A 16,859-nucleotide genomic window follows, 5' to 3' on the forward strand; every position below is an offset into this window, starting at 1 on the left:
TGCCGATGGCTTTTGAAATTCTGGTAGCAGTCTCCATGTTCACCGGGGTCATCGTGGCACTGGTCGCCGTGATCCTCATGGCGCGTGCGCGTCTGGTTTCTGGCGGCGACGTGAACATCGAGATCAATGGTGAGCGCACCATCACCGTTCCGGCTGGCGGCAAGCTGCTGCAGACCCTGGCCGAGAATGACATCTTCCTGTCGTCGGCCTGTGGCGGCGGTGGTACCTGTGCGCAGTGCAAGTGCATCGTGGAAAGCGGCGGCGGCGAGATGCTGTCCACCGAGGAGTCGCACTTCAACAAGCGCGAGGCCCGCGAGGGCTGGCGTCTGTCCTGCCAGACCCCGGTCAAGCAGGACATGAAGATCGAAGTGCCCGAAGAAGTGTTCGGCGTGAAGAAGTGGGAATGCACGGTCGAGTCCAACCCGAACGTGGCCACCTTCATCAAGGAGTTGACCCTTAAGTTGCCGGAAGGCGAGAACGTCGACTTCCGTGCTGGCGGCTACGTACAGCTGGAGTGCCCGCCGCACACCGTGCACTACAAGGACTTCGACATCCAGGAGGAGTACCGCGGCGACTGGGACAAATTCAACCAGTGGAAGTACGTGTCCAAGGTCGACGAGACGGTGATCCGAGCCTACTCCATGGCCAACTATCCCGAAGAAGTCGGCCTGGTGAAATTCAACATCCGTATTGCCTCGCCACCGCCGGGCAAGGACCATCTGCCGCCGGGCAAGATGTCGTCCTGGGTGTTCAGCCTCAAGCCGGGTGACAAGGTCACCGTGTACGGTCCGTTCGGTGAATTCTTCGCCAAGGACACTGATGCCGAGATGGTCTTCATCGGCGGCGGTGCCGGCATGGCGCCGATGCGTTCGCACATCTTCGACCAGCTTAAGCGCCTGAAATCCAAGCGCAAGATCAGCTTCTGGTACGGTGCGCGCTCGATGCGCGAGGCCTTCTATACCGAAGAGTACGATCAGCTGCAGGCGGAGAACCCCAACTTCGAGTGGCACTTGGCGCTGTCCGACCCGCAGCCGGAAGACAACTGGACGGGGCTCAAGGGCTTCATTCACAACGTGCTCTACGAAAACTACCTCAAGGATCATCCGGCGCCCGAGGATTGCGAGTTCTACATGTGCGGCCCGCCCATGATGAACGCTGCCGTGATCAAGATGCTCACCGACCTGGGTGTCGAACAGGACAACATCCTGCTCGACGATTTCGGCGGATGATTGCAGCCGCTCTGAAACAGCCCGCCCTTGTCGTAGCCCTGGCTACGACATTGGTGGGCTGCGGTTTTTCCGAGACAGTTGAGGAGTTCGGTGGCCCGGCGCAGGGCAGCACCTATTCGGTGAAGTACGTCAGCGGCAAGGGCATGCCGGACAAGGCATCGCTGAAGGCCGATGTGGAGGCGATCTTCGCCGAAGTCGACGAGCAGATGTCCACCTACCGCGACGATTCGCTGATCGAACAGTTCAACCGCGCACCTGCTGGCACCTGCATGCCGATGCCAGCAGGCGTGTTGCAACTGGTCGAGACCGGCAATGCACTGCATCGCGACAGCGGTGGGGCGTTCGACCTGACGGTGGAGCCGCTACTTAATCTGTGGGGCTTCGGCCCCCATGGAAGTGGCGAGCGTCAGGTGCCGGATGCCGAGGCGTTGAAGGACGTTCGTGCACGTGTTGGTCAGGATCATCTGCATATCGACGGCGATCGGCTGTGCAAGGACATCGACCTGCAGGTCGACTTCAACAGCATCGCGGCCGGCTATACGGTTGACCGAATCATCGCCAAGCTGGTCGAACGTGGGGTGAGCAGTTACCTGGTCGAAGCCACCGGTGAGCTCAAGGCGGTAGGGCGCAAGCCCGATGGTCAGCCATGGCGCATCGCTCTCGAGGCGCCGCGCGATGATCAGCGTGCCATCCAGCGCGTACTCGAATTGGACGGCTATGGCATCTCCACCTCCGGTGACTACCGCAACTATTTCGAGGAGCAGGGCGTACGTTACTCCCACACCCTCGACCCACTGACCGCTGCGCCTATTCAGCACAACCTGGCGGCGGTTACCGTGGCGGCACCCACCGCGCTGATGGCCGATGGGCTGTCCACCATGCTGCTGGTGCTTGGCCCGGAAAAGGGCTGGGAATATGCCGAGCGCGAGGGCATCGCGGCGTTCTTCGTGACCCGTGAGGGTGACGGATTCGTCACACGCAGTACCGCCACTTTCGAGCAGCTGTTCGCTGCGGGAGGCAAACAATGACATTCGTGATGGTTTTTCTGATCATGCTCACCGTCGTCGGTCTGATGGCCGTTGGGGTGATGATGGGCCGCAAGCCCATCGCCGGCTCCTGTGGCGGTATCGCCAACTTGGGCATCGAGAAGAAATGCTCGATCTGCGGCGATGACCGCGAGAAATGCCCGGAGGTATCGGGTGAGGGCAGCAGCCAATCCCGCGTGCAAACCTACGACGCCAGCAAGCGCTGATCGCCAAGCGCTGCATAGGACGTTACCCTATGCAACGTTTTGCATGATGTTGCGTACCAGGCCACCCGTTCGGCCTGGTTCTGTCGATAACGCGCAATAAGCGTTACGGCGTGATCAGAGGAGTGAACATGGCGGTCTACAACTACGATGTCGTGGTATTGGGTTCCGGCCCGGCGGGTGAAGGGGCGGCGATGAACGCGGCCAAGGCCGGTCGCAAGGTGGCGGTGGTCGATGACCGCCGTGAAGTGGGCGGCAACTGCACCCACCTGGGCACCATCCCGTCCAAGGCCCTGCGCCACTCGGTGCGGCAGATCATGCAGTTCAACACCAACCCCATGTTCCGCCAGATCGGCGAGCCGCGCTGGTTCTCCTTCCCTGACGTGCTGAAAAGCGCCGAGCGGGTGATCGCCAAGCAGGTCACCTCGCGCACCGGTTACTACGCGCGCAACCGCATCGATGTGTTCTTCGGCACCGGTAGCTTCGCCGACGAGCAGACCATCGAAGTGGTCTGCCCCAATGGCGTAGTGGAAACCCTGTCGGCCAAGCAGGTGATCATCGCCACCGGCTCGCGCCCGTACCGCCCGGCTGACGTCGACTTCAACCATCCACGCGTCTACGACAGCGACACCATCCTCACTCTCAGCCACACCCCGCGTCGTCTGATCATCTACGGCGCCGGCGTGATCGGCAGCGAGTACGCCTCGATCTTCAGCGGCCTGGGCGTGCTGGTCGACCTGATCGACAACCGCGATCAGTTGCTGAGCTTCCTCGACTCGGAAATCTCCGACGCCCTGAGCTATCACCTGCGCACCAACAACGTGCTGATTCGTCACAACGAGGAGTACGAGCGCATCGAGGGCCTGGACAACGGAGTGATCCTGCACCTGAAATCCGGCAAGAAGATCAAGGCCGATGCGCTGCTGTGGTGTAACGGCCGTACCGGCAACACTGACAAGCTGGGCCTGGAAAACATCGGTATCAACGTCAACAGCCGTGGCCAGGTGCAGGTCGACGAGTACTACCGTACCGAAGTCCCGAACATCTATGCCGCCGGTGACGTGATCGGTTGGCCGAGCCTGGCCAGTGCCGCCGCCGACCAGGGCCGTTCGGCCGCTGGCAGCATCGTCGACAACGGCAGCTGGCGGATCGTCGACGACATCCCGACCGGCATCTACACCATTCCCGAGATCAGCTCGATCGGCAAGAACGAGCACGAGCTTACCAAGGCGAAGATTCCGTACGAAGTCGGCAAGGCGTTCTTCAAGAGCATGGCGCGGGCGCAGATCTCCCACGAGCCGGTGGGCATGCTGAAGATCCTCTTCCACCGCGAAACCCTGGAAGTGCTCGGCGTGCACTGCTTCGGCTACCAGGCTTCGGAGATCGTGCACATCGGCCAGGCGATCATGAACCAGAAGGGCGAGGCGAATACCCTCAAGTATTTCGTCAACACCACCTTCAACTACCCGACCATGGCCGAGGCCTACCGGGTGGCGGCGTTCGACGGGCTCAACCGGCTTTTTTGAGCGGCTCCGGCCGGCGGCCTGAGCCGGTCGGGGATCCGTTCGCCGACTCCCGCGACTGGCGCTGGCCAAACCGCGAGAGCGTCTGAGCAGGCCAGAAAACCGATCCCTGGTGGATCGGTTTTTTTATGGGCGGGCCTTTCAGGTTTTCAAGCGCGGTTTTTGATGGCTGCGGTTACGTGCTCAATGAGCAGTGCCAGCGCTACGTCTGTCGACAGCTGCGCGGTATCGACGGTCAGTGGCGCCTGCGTCCAGGATTCGTACTCGTGGGCCGTGACTGACCGCCAGTCCGGTAACACCAGCCCCGGTACGTCGCTGATTCGTGATTCCACGCGTTGGCGATGTCGATCAAGATCGGAACAGATGATCTGCACGTTCAACAATGGGCATCCCGCTTTTGCGGCTGTATCAGCCCAGGCCTGGCGGCTTTCCGCGACGGGATTGACGCAGTCGGCGATCACCCGGCGTCCCATCTTGAGGTTATCCAGCGCCATGGCGTTGGCCACCTGATAACCGCTGCTGCCGACCTCCCGTCTGAGGGTGCCGCTATTGCGTAGCGCCTGTTCGATGCTGTCGATACGCAGGTAAACGGCTTCAAGTTGGGTGGCCAGGGCTTTGGCAAGCGTGGTCTTGCCGGTGCCGGGCAGGCCGCTGAAGACGATCAGCATGTTCTGTCCTTTAAATCCTGAGCGGCACCCAGGCTTATGTGGGAACGGGCCATGCCCGTGATTTCGCGCGCATGGCGCGCTCCCACATGTTGATAACGTGCCTAACCGCGCAACGTACTGACGGCGATACCCGGGAAGTCGGTGATGATGCTGTCCGCGCCGAAGTCTGCGAGGCGGCGCATCAGGGCGGGTTCGTTGACCGTCCATACCGACACATGGAGGCCGGCTTTTTGCGCCTTGAGCAGGCGTTCCGGGGTGCACAGCGTCCAGTTCAGGGCCAGCAGATCGCAGCCGTAGTTGCGTGCCACCTTGATCGGGTCCAGCCAGGCGTATTCGGCTACCAGACCGCGGCCCAGGTGCGGCGTCAGGCGCTGGGCGGCGCTGAGCACTTCGCGGGAGCTGGAGGTGATGGTGATCTTGTCATCCAGGCCGAAGCGGCGGCTGAGCAGGGCGATGGCTTCCACGGTGCGCGCGGCACGTACTTTGGAGGCGCTCTTGACCTCCAACTGCCAGTGCTCGAAATCGCATTGCTCGAACAGTTCGCTCAGCCGGGGAATGGGGCAGGGGTGACGCCAGCCAGGGCCGCCACGGCGGGCGTCGTAGTGCACCAGTTCGGCGGCGTCGTGCTCGACCACCTTGCCGCGCTGGCCGGTGGTGCGCTTGAGCGTCGGGTCGTGGATGACCATCAGCTCGCCGTCACGCGACAAGTGCAGGTCCAATTCACAGCGGCGCACGCCGTGCTCCAGGCACTGCTGAAAACTGACCAGGGTATTTTCCGGGGCTTCGCCCTTGGCGCCGCGATGGCCGTAGATCAGGGTCACGGTTGCTCCTTACTCGGTGGCGGTGGTGCGCGGTTGCAAGTGGCGCACGCTGTCGATCACATGATCGTATTCGAAATAGACGCTGAATTCGCGGTAGTCCCAGCGGGTGATCGGCGGCTTGCCGACTGCGGGGTGTTCTTCATCGGCGAGGCCGAAGCGCTCCAGCACCGAGCGCTTGGACTGGCCCTTTTGCGGCACCTCGGTCAGGTCCGCGCCTTGCTGGCCGATGGGAATCGTCAGGGTGTCAGCCTGGGCTGCCAGGGGCAGCAACAGGACCAGCGAAAGCAGCAGTCTGGAAGGGTTCACGTGAGTTCCTCGCGGGCCTGGCGGCGCTCCTGCGCCTGACGCTGCAGGATATGCCGGGCCAGCAACTGGCGCTGTGCGTCAGTCAGCGCTTCGAACTCGGCGCCGATCTCGAATTGGCCGTCGCGCTCGTTGCAATGTACGACCTTGGCGCGTAGCAACAGGCCCAGCGCCTGGGGCATCAGCACCATCTTCATGGCCACATGGCTGTCGACCGCCACCGGTTGCGGGTTGAGGAAACTGATACCGCCTTCGGATAGCGTGACGCGCTTCGGTGGGCCGATATCGCGCAGCAGGCTCTGGGCCATGGCCTGGCCGAGCAGGTCGATGCGTTTGTTGACCACCTTGAGGTAGCCCGCCAGGGTACGGTCGCGCTCGCTGATGTTGCGCAGCAGGTGTTGGGATTCGAAATCCAGCACATGTAGTTCGCTGAGCAGATTAAACAGCGGCGAGGCGTCGTGAAACTCGTCACTGGCCAGGGCTTCGGCGCCAGCCAACGGGGTGAAATCCAGTGCGATCGTGTCCTCGATACGGTAGTATTCGCGGCGATCGTTTTCGTCTTGAATCGACATGGCGAACCCATGGCAGCAGTGGTGGTCAGAGTGTAAGGCCGCTCGCCAGGCCCCGCCACAAGGACGTTTCTCTTTCCCTCGAACAAGCGCCCCACATGTTCAGACCCCTGTCCGTTTTTCTCGGTACGCGCTACACGCGGGCCAAGCGTCGCAACCACTTCGTTTCGTTCATTTCCCTGACTTCCATGATCGGGCTGGCGCTTGGCGTGCTGGTGATGATTCTGGTGCTGTCGGTGATGAATGGCTTCGACCATGAAATGCGCACCCGGGTGCTGGGCATGGTGCCCCATGCGACCATCGAGAGCGCCACGCCGATCACCGACTGGCAGCGCCTGGCCGAGCGCGCCCTGAAGAACCCGCAAGTGCTCGCGGTCGCGCCTTTCAGCCAGATGCAGGGCCTGCTGACCAACGACGGCAAGGTGCAGAAGGTGCTGATCAACGCCGTGGATCCGGCCGAGGAGCGCAAGGTGTCGATCATCGGCGACTTCTTCCGCGAAGGCCGACTCGAGGATCTGCAGCCTGGCACCTTCGGGATCGTCATCGGCGACAAAGCCGCTGCCAAGCTGGGCGTCGGCATGGGCGACAAGATCACCTTCGTGGCGCCTGAGGTCACCGTCACCCCGGGCGGCGTGTTCCCGCGTTTGAAGCGCTTTACCGTGGTCGGCATCTTCCACGTTGGCGCTGGTGAAATCGATGGTTTCATGGCCATGACCCACGTCCAGGATCTGGCCCGTCTGCAGCGTCATCAGCCGGATCAGGTGCAGGGCATCCGCCTCAAGTTCGCGGACCTGTTCCAGGCGTCGCGTATCGCCTGGCAGCTGGCCCAGAGCTTCGGCCAGGATGATTACCTGGCCCGCGACTGGACCCGCACCCACGGCAATCTCTACCAGGCCATCCGCATGGAAAAAGCCATGATCGGCCTGCTGCTGTTGCTGATCGTCGCCGTCGCCGCGTTCAACATCATTTCCACCCTGGTGATGGTGGTCAACGACAAGAAGGGCGATATCGCCATCCTGCGTACCCTGGGCGCCACGCCGATGCAGATCATGGCCACCTTCATGGTGCAGGGCACGGTAATCGGCGTTATTGGCACCGCCATCGGCGCGTTGCTGGGCATTCTCGCCGCGCTGAACATCAGCGCCATCATCGCCGGCGTCGAGCGCCTGCTGGGCTTCAAGTTTCTCAATGCCGACGTGTACTTCATCGACTACCTGCCGTCGCAGCTGATGCTCGCCGACGTGATGCAAGTCTGTGGAGCGGCATTGTTGCTGAGTTTCCTCGCTACTCTTTATCCGGCCTGGCGCGCGGCGCGCACCCAGCCCGCGGAGGCATTACGTTATGAGTGATCCGGTCGTGCAGGCGCAAGGCGCCGTGCTCAGCTGCCGCAACCTGAGCAAGCGCTACGAAGAAGGCCCGCAATCGGTGGTGGTGCTCGACGATCTGCAACTGGAGCTGTTTCCCGGCGAGCGCGTGGCCATCGTCGGCAGCTCGGGCTCGGGCAAAAGTACGCTGCTCAACATGCTCGGCGGCCTGGATACGCCGAGCAGCGGCAGCGTGTGGCTGGCCGGCGAGGAGCTGTCGGCGCTCAACGAGAAGCAACGCGGTTTGCTGCGCAATCGCGCACTGGGTTTCGTCTACCAGTTCCATCACCTGCTGGCCGAGTTCACCGCGCTGGAAAACGTGTGCATGCCGCTGTTGATCGGCAAAACGCCGATTCCCGAAGCGCGTCAGCGTGCCACCGAGCTGCTCGAGCGCGTCGGCCTTGGTCATCGTCTGAGTCATAAACCTGCCGAACTTTCCGGTGGCGAGCGTCAGCGCGTGGCTATTGCCCGTGCCCTGGTCAATCGCCCTGGCCTGGTGTTGCTCGACGAGCCCACTGGCAACCTGGATTCGCACACCGCCCAGGGTATTCAGGAACTGATGCGCGAGCTGAGCAGCCAATCGCAGACTGCCTTCCTGATCGTGACCCACGACTTGCAGCTGGCGCGGCAGATGGACCGGGTGCTGAGCCTGGAAGACGGCAAGCTGGTGAACGCCTGATGTTTCGCCCGCTGAGTGTCTTCATCGGCCTGCGTTACACCCGCGCCAAGCGGCGTAATCACTTCATTTCATTCATTTCCCTGACCTCGATGATCGGCCTGTCCCTGGGCGTGCTGGCGATGATCGTGGTGCTGTCGGTGATGAATGGCTTTCACCGGGAAATGAGCTCGCGCATCCTCGGCATGGTTCCCCACGCGACCATTGCCGGCTCGCCAGCCCTGACCGACTGGCAGGCAACTGCGAAGGTGGCGCTGGACAATCCTCGGGTCGAGGCGGCGGTGCCGTTCGCCGAGCTGGAAGGCATGCTGTCCTACCGCGGCGTGATGCAGCCGATTCAGCTGCACGGCATCGATCCGGCGCTGGAGTCGAAGGTCTCGATCATCGGCGACCACATGGTGCAGGGCCGCCTGAGCGACCTGCGCGAAGGCGAGTACGGGGTGATCATCGGCGAGATCACCGCGCGGCGCTTTCAGCTGCAGATCGGAGATCGTCTGGCGCTGATCGTGCCTGAGGTCAGCTCGGCGCCCGGCGGTATCACGCCGCGCATGCAGCGCCTCAACGTGGTCGGCATCTTCAAGGTCGGCGCCGATCTGGACAGCTCCCTGGCGGTGATCAACGTCGCCGACGCGGCGCAGATCCAGCGCCTGGATCCGGGCTCGGTGCAGAGCATCCGCCTCAAGCTCAAGGATCTGTATCAGTCACCCCAGGTCGCTGCGGCGATTGCCAAGCAGCTTGGCGAGGGCTACCACACCAGCGACTGGACCCAGACCCAGGGTAGTCTGTTCAGCGCCATGAAGATGGAAAAGACCATGATCGGTCTGCTGCTGCTGCTGATCGTCGCGGTGGCGGCCTTCAACATCATCGCCACGCTGATCATGGTGGTTGCCGACAAAGGTGCCGATATCGCCATCCTACGTACCCTCGGCGCCACACCGCGGCAGATCATGGGCATCTTCATGGTGCAGGGTACGGTGATCGGCGTAATCGGCACCCTGATCGGCGGCGTGCTCGGCGTGCTGGCGGCGCTCAACGTCAGCGAACTGGTCGGTTGGCTGGAGCGGGTCACCGGCCAGCACGTATTCAGCTCGGATGTGTACTTCATCAGTACTTTGCCGTCGGAGCTGCAGGTCGCCGACGTGGTGCTGATCTGCACCGCGGCACTGACCCTGAGCTTCCTCGCCACGCTGTATCCGTCCTGGCGCGCCTCGCGTACCCAGCCTGCCGAGGCATTGCGTTACGAGTGACGGACGCCGCTACACCGTCCGCCTGCTAGGCTCGAAAGGCCGCTATGAAGATAGCGGCCTTTTCGTTTTTTCAGCTTCTGATTGTCAAATAGCGGGACGCCCATGGACGGGACTCGAACAGCAGATTTGCGCCGCGCATTGCTGGCCCTGGCCGCCGGCCTGTTGGTGCTGCGCTGGCTGCCGCAACTGCCACCTACCGCTTTTCTGTTTGCAGCGGCTCTGCTCGGGCTCGTGCTGCTGCCGTTTCGCAGCCACCTGATCGGCCTGTTTCTGCTCGGCTTCAGCTGGGCCTGCCTGTCGGCGCAATGGGCGCTGGATGATCGCCTGGATCCGGCGCTGGACGGCCGCACGCTCTGGCTGGAGGGCAGGGTGGTGGACCTGCCCGACGTGCGCGAAGGCGTGGTGCGTTTTCACCTGGCCGAGGCGCAGTCTCGGCGCGCCGAACTGCCGCAACTGCTGCGTCTGTCCTGGTACGGCGGGCCGGAGATTCGCGCCGGTGAAACCTGGCGACTGGCGGTGAACCTCAAGCGGCCCCATGGGCTGGTCAATCCGCAGTCCTTCGATTACGAAGCCTGGCTGCTGGCGCAGCGCATCGGCGGGGTCGGCACCATCAAGTCCGGTCAGCGTATGAGTGAAGCCGGCGGCAGCGCAGCGTGGCGCGACCGCTTGCGCCAGCACATGCTTGCTGAGGATCCTCATGGCCGCGCCGGTGGCCTGGCCGCTCTGGTGCTGGGCGACAGCTCCGGCCTGTCGGTCGCCGACTGGCGGGTGCTGCAGGACACCGGCACGGTGCACCTGCTGGTGATCTCCGGTCAGCACGTGACATTGGTGGCCGGCATGTTCTACGGCCTGGTGTTCTGGCTGGCCCGCCTGGGCTGGTGGCCGCGGGCGTTGCCCTGGCTGCCGGTGGCTTGCGTTCTGGGCTTCGTCTCGGCGTTGGGCTACAGCCTGCTGGCAGGTTTCGAAGTGCCGGTGCAGCGCGCCTGCGCGATGATCGGCCTTGTGCTGTTGTGGCGTTGGCGCTTTCGTCATCTGGGCATTACCTTGCCGCTGCTGATGGCGCTGGTGGCGGTGCTGCTTCTCGAACCGCTGGCCGTGCTGCAACCGGGCTTCTGGCTGTCGTTCGGCGCGGTGGGTTTGCTGATTCTAATTTTCGCCGCGCGTCTGGGGGCCTGGGCCTGGTGGCGCACCCTGGGGCGCGCGCAGTGGGCAATGACCGTAGGGCTGCTGCCGATGCTGCTGGCGCTGGGCCTGCCGATCAGTGCCAGCAGCCCGCTGGCCAATCTGATCGCCGTGCCCTGGGTCGGCTTTGCCGTGGTGCCAGTGGCATTGCTCGGCACCTTGCTGCTGCCGGTGCCCTGGTTTGGCGAGGCGCTTCTCTGGCTCGCCGGCTTCTCGCTGGAGTGGCTGTTTCGCCTGCTCGGCTTGATGGCCGAGTGGCTGCCGGCCTGGCTGCCCAGTGATCTGCCGTTTTGGGGCTGGTTGCTGGTGGCGCTGGGCGCGCTGTTCATTCTATTGCCGGGTGGCGTGCCAGTGCGTGGCCTGGGATTGATCCTGCTGCTGCCGTTGCTGTTCACGCCGGTAGAGCGGCCTGCCGAGCAGCGCGCCGAGGTATGGATGCTGGATGTCGGCCAAGGCCTGTCGATGCTGGTGCTGACCCGCCAGCACGCGCTGCTGTATGACGCCGGCCCCAGCTTCGGCGATTTCGACATGGGCGAGCGGGTGGTGCTGCCGTCGCTACGGGCACTGGATGTCCGCGAGCTGGACATGCTGCTGATCAGTCATTCGGACAACGATCATTCTGGCGGTGCAGAGGCGGTGGCGCGCGGCATGCCGGTCAAGCGCGTGGTCAGCGGCGAGGCGTCGGCGTTACCCGTCGGGCTCGATGCGCAGGCGTGCAAGGAGGAACGCTGGTCGTGGGATGGCGTGCAGTTCGATACCTGGCGTTGGGACGATGCGGCGGACAGCAACCAGTCTTCCTGCATCCTGATCATCGAGGCGGCCGGTGAGCGCATCCTGCTGACCGGCGATATAGACACCCGGGCCGAGCGCGCGCTGATCGACGCGGGGTTCGATCTGGACGCTCAATGGCTGCTGGCGCCGCACCATGGCAGTCGCAGCTCCTCGTCCTGGGCCTTGCTCAAGGCCGTGCAGCCCCAGGGGGTGCTGTATTCGCGAGGCAAGCACAACGCCTATGGCCATCCTCATCCGGCGATCGTCTCTCGCTACGAGGTCTTCGATGCACGCGCCTACGACAGCGTCGAGACCGGTGCACTGCGTATCGATCTCGGCAGTTTCGGCGAGCCACAGGCGCTGCGTGAAATACCGCACTTCTGGCGGGAAAAATGAGAACCGCAGCCGTCGGCGACATCACGACCCTATGCTAGAGTGGCGCCACTTTTGCGAAGGGGATCTGCCACCGTGTGGGAACTGGTTAAATCTGGCGGCTGGGTGATGCTGCCGATCATTTTGTGTTCAATCGCCGCCCTGGGCATCATTGCCGAACGCCTGTGGACGCTGCGTGTCAGCCGTGTCACGCCGCCGCATCTGCTGGGGCAGGTATGGCGCTGGATCAAGGACAAGCAGCTCAACAGCCAGAAGCTCAAGGAGCTGCGCGCCGACTCGCCGCTGGGCGAAATTCTCGCCGCGGGCCTGGCCAACTCCAAGCACGGTCGCGAGATCATGAAAGAGTGCATCGAGGAGGCCGCCGCACGGGTGATCCACGAGATGGAGCGCTACCTCAATGCGCTGGGCACCATCGCCGGGATCGCGCCGCTGCTCGGCCTGCTCGGTACGGTGATCGCCATGATCGACATCTTCAGCTCGTTCATGGGCGGCAGCATGGCCAACCCGGCGCTGCTCGCCGGTGGCATCGCCAAGGCGCTGATCACCACCGCTTCGGGCCTTACCGTCGCTATTCCGGCACTGTTCTTCCATCGTTTCCTGCAGCGCCGCGTCGATGAGCTGGTGGTCGGCATGGAGCAGGAAGCTATCAAGTTGGTGGAAATGGTGCAGGGCGAGCGCGACGTCGACCTGGCCGAGGAGCCCAAGCCGGCCAAGGGGAGCAAAAAGGCGTGAAGTTCAGACGTAGACGGCGTGAGCAGGTGGAGATCAATCTCGCCTCGCTGATCGACGTGGTGTTCATCCTCCTGCTGTTCTTCGTGGTGACCACCACCTTCACCCGTGAAACCCGCATGCAGGTCGACCTGCCCGAGGCAGCCAGTGGCACGCCGCCGGAGCAGAGCGAGCTCAAGCAGCTGGAAGTGGTGATCTCGGCAGATGGCACCTTCTCGCTCAACGGCCAGGCTCTGATCAAGAACGACTTGGATAACCTGATGGCGGCATTGCAGAAGGAGTCCGGCGGCGACAACAGCCTGCCGCTGACCATTAGCGCCGATGCCAAGACCAGCCACCAGTCGGTGATCACTGCTATGGACGCCGCTGGCAAGCTGGGCTTCGCGCACCTGCGTATCACCACGGTCGAGACCCAGGCCGCACCCTGATGGCTAGCCTGTCCGACCGCCTGGTGCGGGCGTGGTATGCGGGGCACCCGGCGCTGGCGCTGCTGCGCCCGCTGGAGGCTTTGTATCGCGGTGTGGTAGAGCGCAAGCGCGAGCGTTTCCTGGCCGGCGAGGGCGAGATCTACCGCGCGCCGGTGCCGCTGATCGTGGTGGGCAACATCACCGTCGGCGGCACCGGCAAAACCCCTTTGATTCTCTGGCTGGTCAAGCAGTGCCAGGCCCGGGGCCTGCGCGTTGGTGTGATCAGCCGCGGCTATGGCGCCAAGCCACCGAGCCTGCCCTGGCGGGTTTGCGCCGAGCACAGCGCCGAGCAGGCGGGTGACGAACCCTTGTTGATCGTGCAGCGCAGCGGTGTGCCGCTGATGATCGATCCGGATCGCAGCCGGGCGGCCCGCGCGCTGCTCGCCGAGGAGTCGCTGGATCTGCTGCTCAGCGACGACGGCCTGCAGCACTACCGCCTGGCCCGCGATGTGGAGTTGGTGCTGATCGACGCCGCCCGTGGCCTCGGCAATGCCCGCTGCCTGCCCGCCGGGCCGCTGCGCGAGCCGGCCGAGCGCCTGCAGAGCGTAGATGCCTGCCTGTACAACGGCGCGCCTGAGGATCCACCCGGCGGCTACGCCTTCACCCTGGTGCCCAGCGCGCTGATCAACCTGCGCAGCGGCGAGCGCCGCTCACTCGATCATTTTCCCCCCGGCCAGGCCGTGCACGCCGTGGCTGGCATCGGTAACCCGCAGCGTTTCTTCAAGACCCTCGAGGCGCTACACTGGCGGCCTGTCGCCCATGCCTTCGCCGACCATGCTGCCTACAGCGCCGAGCTGCTGAATTTCTCGCCGGCGCTGCCGCTGGTGATGACCGAGAAGGATGCGGTGAAATGCCGGGCCTTCGCGGCCGATGACTGGTGGTACCTGGCTGTCGACGCCCAGCCGTCCGCTGCCTTCCGTGCCTGGTTCGACGCCCGGCTGGAACGTCTGCTCGGCGAACGACACTAAGCCTGCGCGCCTACTTCCTATCTGTTCTCAAGGATTTCCCATGGACCCGAAACTGCTCGATATCCTGGCCTGCCCAATTACCAAGGGCCCGCTCAAGCTCAGCCAGGACAAGACCGAACTGATCAGCAAGGGCGCCGGTGTGGCCTATCCGATCCGCGACGGCATTCCGGTCATGCTGGAAAGCGAAGCCCGCACCCTCAACGATGACGAGCGCCTGGACAAGTAACATGAGCAACGCCTTTACCGTGGTTATTCCGGCGCGCTATGCGTCGACCCGCCTGCCTGGCAAGCCGCTGCAGGACATCGCCGGCAAACCGATGGTCCAGCATGTCTGGGAGCAAGCCTGCAAGAGCAGTGCGACCCAGGTGGTAGTGGCCACCGACGATGCGCGCATCGTCGAAGCATGCAAAGGCTTTGGCGCCCAGGTGCTGTTGACCCGCGTCGACCATAACTCCGGTACCGATCGCCTGGCCGAAGTGGCCGCGGCGCTGGGCTTGGCAGCCGATGCCATCGTGGTCAACGTGCAGGGTGACGAGCCGCTGGTGCCGCCGTCGATCATCGACCAGGTGGCCGCCAACCTGGCCGGCAATCCCCAGGCGGGCATCGCCACCCTGGCCGAGCCGATCGAGGATGTCGCCGCGCTGTTCAATCCCAACGTGGTCAAGGTTGCCAGCGACCTCAACGGCCTGGCGCTGACCTTCAGCCGCGCGCCACTGCCCTGGGCGCGTGATGCCTTTGCCGCCGACCGTGATCGCTTGCCGGCAGGTGTGCCTTATCGCCGTCATATCGGCATTTACGCCTACCGCGCAGGCTTCCTGCAGGACTTCGTCGCCTGGGGCCCTTGCTGGCTGGAGAACACCGAGTGCCTGGAGCAGCTGCGTGCACTCTGGCATGGCGTGCGCATCCACGTCGCTGACGCCCTGGAAGCGCCGCCAGCAGGCGTCGACACCCAGGAAGATCTGGACCGTGTTCGCCGCCTGCTGGGTGCCTGATGCGCGTCCTGTTCGTCTGCCTGGGTAACATCTGCCGTTCACCCACCGCCGAGGCGGTCATGCGGCGGCGCCTGCAGCAGGCTGGGTTGGCCGACCGCATCGAGCTTGATTCCGCCGGCACCGGCGACTGGCACGTCGGCAAGGCGCCAGATTCGCGTACCCAGCAGGCGGCCGGCCGCCGTGGCTACGACCTGTCCAGCCTGCGCGGCCGTCAGGTCTCGGTTGGTGATTTCGCGCGTTTCGACCTGATCCTGGCCATGGACATCGCCAACCTGCGTGATCTGCAGCGTATGCGCCCCGCCAATGCGCGAGCCGAGCTAGACCTGTATCTGCGCCGCTTCGAGTTGGCCGAGGACGAAGTGCCGGATCCCTATTACGGTGGTAGCGAAGGTTTCGAGCACGTGCTGGATCTGCTCGAGCGGGCCAGCGATGCCTTGCTGATCGAACTCAAGGGGCGGTTATGAGCCTGCTGGTGCAGTCGGGCGTATCGCTCAAGGCTTACAACACCTTTGGTGTGGACGTGGCCGCGCGCTACTGGGCCGAGGCCATCGACGAGCACCAGATTCGTCAGGCGCTCGAAGCGGCACGTGAGCGTCAGGTGCCGCTGCTGGTGCTTGGCGGTGGCAGCAACCTGCTGCTGACCGCTGATGTCGAGGCGCTGGTGCTGCGCATGGTCGGCCGCGGCATTCGCGTGCTGGCCGACGACGGCGAGCACGTGCAGATCGAAGCCGAAGCCGGTGAGCCCTGGCACGACTTCGTGCTGTGGACGCTGGCTCAGGGCCTGGTCGGTCTGGAGAATCTCAGCCTGATTCCCGGCACGGTCGGCGCTTCGCCGGTGCAGAACATCGGCGCCTACGGCGTCGAGCTCAAGGACTGTTTCCTCGGCCTCACGGCCCTGGATCGGCAGAGCGGCGAGGTTCGCGAGTTCGATCTGCACGATTGCGCCTTCGCTTACCGTGACAGCCTTTTCAAGCGCGAAAGCGGGCGCTGGATCATCCTGCGCGTGCGCGTCGCCCTGAGCCGCAACGCAGCGCTGCATCTGGATTACGGCCCGGTGCGCCAGCGCCTGGCGGAGCAGGGCATCGAGGCGCCAACCGCCCTGGATGTCAGCCGCGCGATCTGCGCCATCCGCAGCGAGAAGCTGCCGGACCCGGCGCTGCTCGGCAATGCCGGCAGCTTCTTCAAGAACCCGCTGGTGCCCGCTGAACTGGCGCAGCGTCTGCAGTCCGAATACGTCGACCTGGTGGCCTACCCGCAGGCCGATGGCCAGGTGAAACTGGCTGCCGGCTGGCTGATCGAGAAGGCCGGCTGGAAGGGCTACCGCGACGGCGACGCTGGCGTGCACCGCCTGCAGGCGCTGGTGCTGGTCAACCATGGCAACGCCAGCGGGCAGCAATTGCTCGGCCTGGCGCAGCGCATTCAGGCGGATATCGCCGAGCGTTTTGGTGTCAGCCTGGAGATCGAGCCGAACGTGCTCTGATTGCGTAGCCCCGCCGCATTGGCGGGGCTGCATAGGTCTCCTTATCCCATCTTTCTCGTTGCTCCCGGCTATCGCTGCGCTCAACCGCGGGCTACAGCGTTTTGCTTTTCGTAGCCTGGGTTGAGCGTAGCGATACCCAGGGCTGTCCATGATTCACGCAAAATACCCGCGCGCTTGCGATCAGACCTCGAATCGCAGGCAATAAAAAGGGATGCCGAAGCATCCCTT

Annotated in this window: 19 protein-coding genes; 15 read left to right on the plus strand and 4 right to left on the minus strand. The window is 63.9% G+C overall.

Annotation, left to right across the window (positions count from 1 at the left end):
- Positions 1–5 precede the first annotated feature (5 nt).
- The 4 genes from nqrF (at position 6) to sthA (ending at position 4,004) form a co-directional block, all read left to right on the plus strand.
- Positions 6–1,229: an NADH:ubiquinone reductase (Na(+)-transporting) subunit F gene (gene nqrF / locus FB481_RS05050; RefSeq protein WP_013791992.1), complete on the plus strand. Its 1,224-nt coding sequence runs from the start codon at positions 6–8 to the stop codon at positions 1,227–1,229.
- Positions 1,226–2,257 (plus strand): FAD:protein FMN transferase, encoded by a 1,032-nt coding sequence (locus FB481_RS05055; protein WP_147175257.1) that lies wholly within the window; start codon positions 1,226–1,228, stop codon positions 2,255–2,257. The genes nqrF and FB481_RS05055 overlap by 4 nt, the downstream gene beginning before the upstream one ends.
- Positions 2,254–2,481: a (Na+)-NQR maturation NqrM gene (gene nqrM / locus FB481_RS05060; RefSeq protein ID WP_147175258.1), complete on the plus strand. Its 228-nt coding sequence runs from the start codon at positions 2,254–2,256 to the stop codon at positions 2,479–2,481. Before FB481_RS05055 ends, nqrM begins: the two co-directional genes overlap by 4 nt.
- Before the next feature lie 128 nt (positions 2,482–2,609).
- Positions 2,610–4,004, plus strand: coding sequence for a Si-specific NAD(P)(+) transhydrogenase (gene sthA / locus FB481_RS05065; protein ID WP_075929404.1), 1,395 nt, complete (start codon positions 2,610–2,612; stop codon positions 4,002–4,004).
- A 146-nt stretch (positions 4,005–4,150) separates the two neighbouring features.
- Here the strand turns inward: sthA and FB481_RS05070 are convergent, their stop codons facing one another.
- The 4 genes from FB481_RS05070 to FB481_RS05085 form a co-directional block, all read right to left on the minus strand.
- Positions 4,151–4,669 (minus strand): AAA family ATPase, encoded by a 519-nt coding sequence (locus FB481_RS05070; protein WP_093501778.1) that lies wholly within the window; start codon positions 4,667–4,669, stop codon positions 4,151–4,153.
- Between the two features lie 101 nt (positions 4,670–4,770).
- Entirely contained in the window at positions 4,771–5,490 is a 720-nt protein-coding gene (locus tag FB481_RS05075) for a glycerophosphodiester phosphodiesterase (RefSeq protein ID WP_093501775.1), read from the minus strand.
- Positions 5,491–5,499: 9 nt separating this feature from the next.
- Entirely contained in the window at positions 5,500–5,796 is a 297-nt protein-coding gene (locus FB481_RS05080) for a phosphodiesterase (protein ID WP_093501773.1), read from the minus strand.
- Positions 5,793–6,365, minus strand: a complete 573-nt coding sequence (locus FB481_RS05085) for a PilZ domain-containing protein (RefSeq protein ID WP_147175259.1) — start codon at positions 6,363–6,365, stop codon at positions 5,793–5,795. The genes FB481_RS05080 and FB481_RS05085 overlap by 4 nt, the downstream gene beginning before the upstream one ends.
- 95 nt (positions 6,366–6,460) lie before the next feature.
- Here FB481_RS05085 and FB481_RS05090 point away from each other — a divergent pair, with 95 nt between their 5' ends.
- The 11 genes from FB481_RS05090 to murB all read left to right on the plus strand — a co-directional run bounded on the left by FB481_RS05090 (position 6,461) and on the right by murB (position 16,631).
- Positions 6,461–7,711, plus strand: coding sequence for a lipoprotein-releasing ABC transporter permease subunit (locus FB481_RS05090; protein WP_147175260.1), 1,251 nt, complete (start codon positions 6,461–6,463; stop codon positions 7,709–7,711).
- Positions 7,704–8,405 carry a lipoprotein-releasing ABC transporter ATP-binding protein LolD gene (lolD, locus tag FB481_RS05095; protein ID WP_093501767.1) on the plus strand — a complete coding sequence of 234 codons (702 nt, stop codon included), beginning with the start codon at positions 7,704–7,706 and terminating at the stop codon, positions 8,403–8,405. The genes FB481_RS05090 and lolD overlap by 8 nt, the downstream gene beginning before the upstream one ends.
- Positions 8,405–9,649, plus strand: a complete 1,245-nt coding sequence (locus FB481_RS05100; RefSeq protein WP_147175261.1) for a lipoprotein-releasing ABC transporter permease subunit — start codon at positions 8,405–8,407, stop codon at positions 9,647–9,649. The genes lolD and FB481_RS05100 overlap by 1 nt, the downstream gene beginning before the upstream one ends.
- 102 nt (positions 9,650–9,751) lie before the next feature.
- Positions 9,752–11,998 (plus strand): DNA internalization-related competence protein ComEC/Rec2, encoded by a 2,247-nt coding sequence (locus tag FB481_RS05105; protein ID WP_147175262.1) that lies wholly within the window; start codon positions 9,752–9,754, stop codon positions 11,996–11,998.
- 72 nt (positions 11,999–12,070) lie between these two features.
- Positions 12,071–12,727, plus strand: coding sequence for a MotA/TolQ/ExbB proton channel family protein (locus FB481_RS05110; RefSeq protein WP_013791980.1), 657 nt, complete (start codon positions 12,071–12,073; stop codon positions 12,725–12,727).
- Complete coding sequence (locus tag FB481_RS05115) at positions 12,724–13,152, plus strand: biopolymer transporter ExbD (protein WP_013791979.1); 429 nt, start codon at positions 12,724–12,726, stop codon at positions 13,150–13,152. Before FB481_RS05110 ends, FB481_RS05115 begins: the two co-directional genes overlap by 4 nt.
- Positions 13,152–14,159, plus strand: a complete 1,008-nt coding sequence (lpxK, locus tag FB481_RS05120) for a tetraacyldisaccharide 4'-kinase (RefSeq protein WP_093501760.1) — start codon at positions 13,152–13,154, stop codon at positions 14,157–14,159. The genes FB481_RS05115 and lpxK overlap by 1 nt, the downstream gene beginning before the upstream one ends.
- 40 nt (positions 14,160–14,199) lie before the next feature.
- Positions 14,200–14,385: a Trm112 family protein gene (locus tag FB481_RS05125; RefSeq protein WP_013791977.1), complete on the plus strand. Its 186-nt coding sequence runs from the start codon at positions 14,200–14,202 to the stop codon at positions 14,383–14,385.
- A gap of 1 nt (position 14,386) precedes the next feature.
- Positions 14,387–15,151 (plus strand): 3-deoxy-manno-octulosonate cytidylyltransferase, encoded by a 765-nt coding sequence (gene kdsB / locus FB481_RS05130; protein ID WP_093501758.1) that lies wholly within the window; start codon positions 14,387–14,389, stop codon positions 15,149–15,151.
- Positions 15,151–15,615 carry a low molecular weight protein-tyrosine-phosphatase gene (locus FB481_RS05135; RefSeq protein WP_147175263.1) on the plus strand — a complete coding sequence of 155 codons (465 nt, stop codon included), beginning with the start codon at positions 15,151–15,153 and terminating at the stop codon, positions 15,613–15,615. Before kdsB ends, FB481_RS05135 begins: the two co-directional genes overlap by 1 nt.
- Positions 15,612–16,631, plus strand: a complete 1,020-nt coding sequence (gene murB / locus FB481_RS05140; RefSeq protein ID WP_147175264.1) for a UDP-N-acetylmuramate dehydrogenase — start codon at positions 15,612–15,614, stop codon at positions 16,629–16,631. The genes FB481_RS05135 and murB overlap by 4 nt, the downstream gene beginning before the upstream one ends.
- Positions 16,632–16,859: the final 228 nt, after the last annotated feature.

The organism is Pseudomonas sp. AG1028 (assembly GCF_007993955.1).
Lineage (GTDB): Bacteria > Pseudomonadota > Gammaproteobacteria > Pseudomonadales > Pseudomonadaceae > Aquipseudomonas > Aquipseudomonas straminea.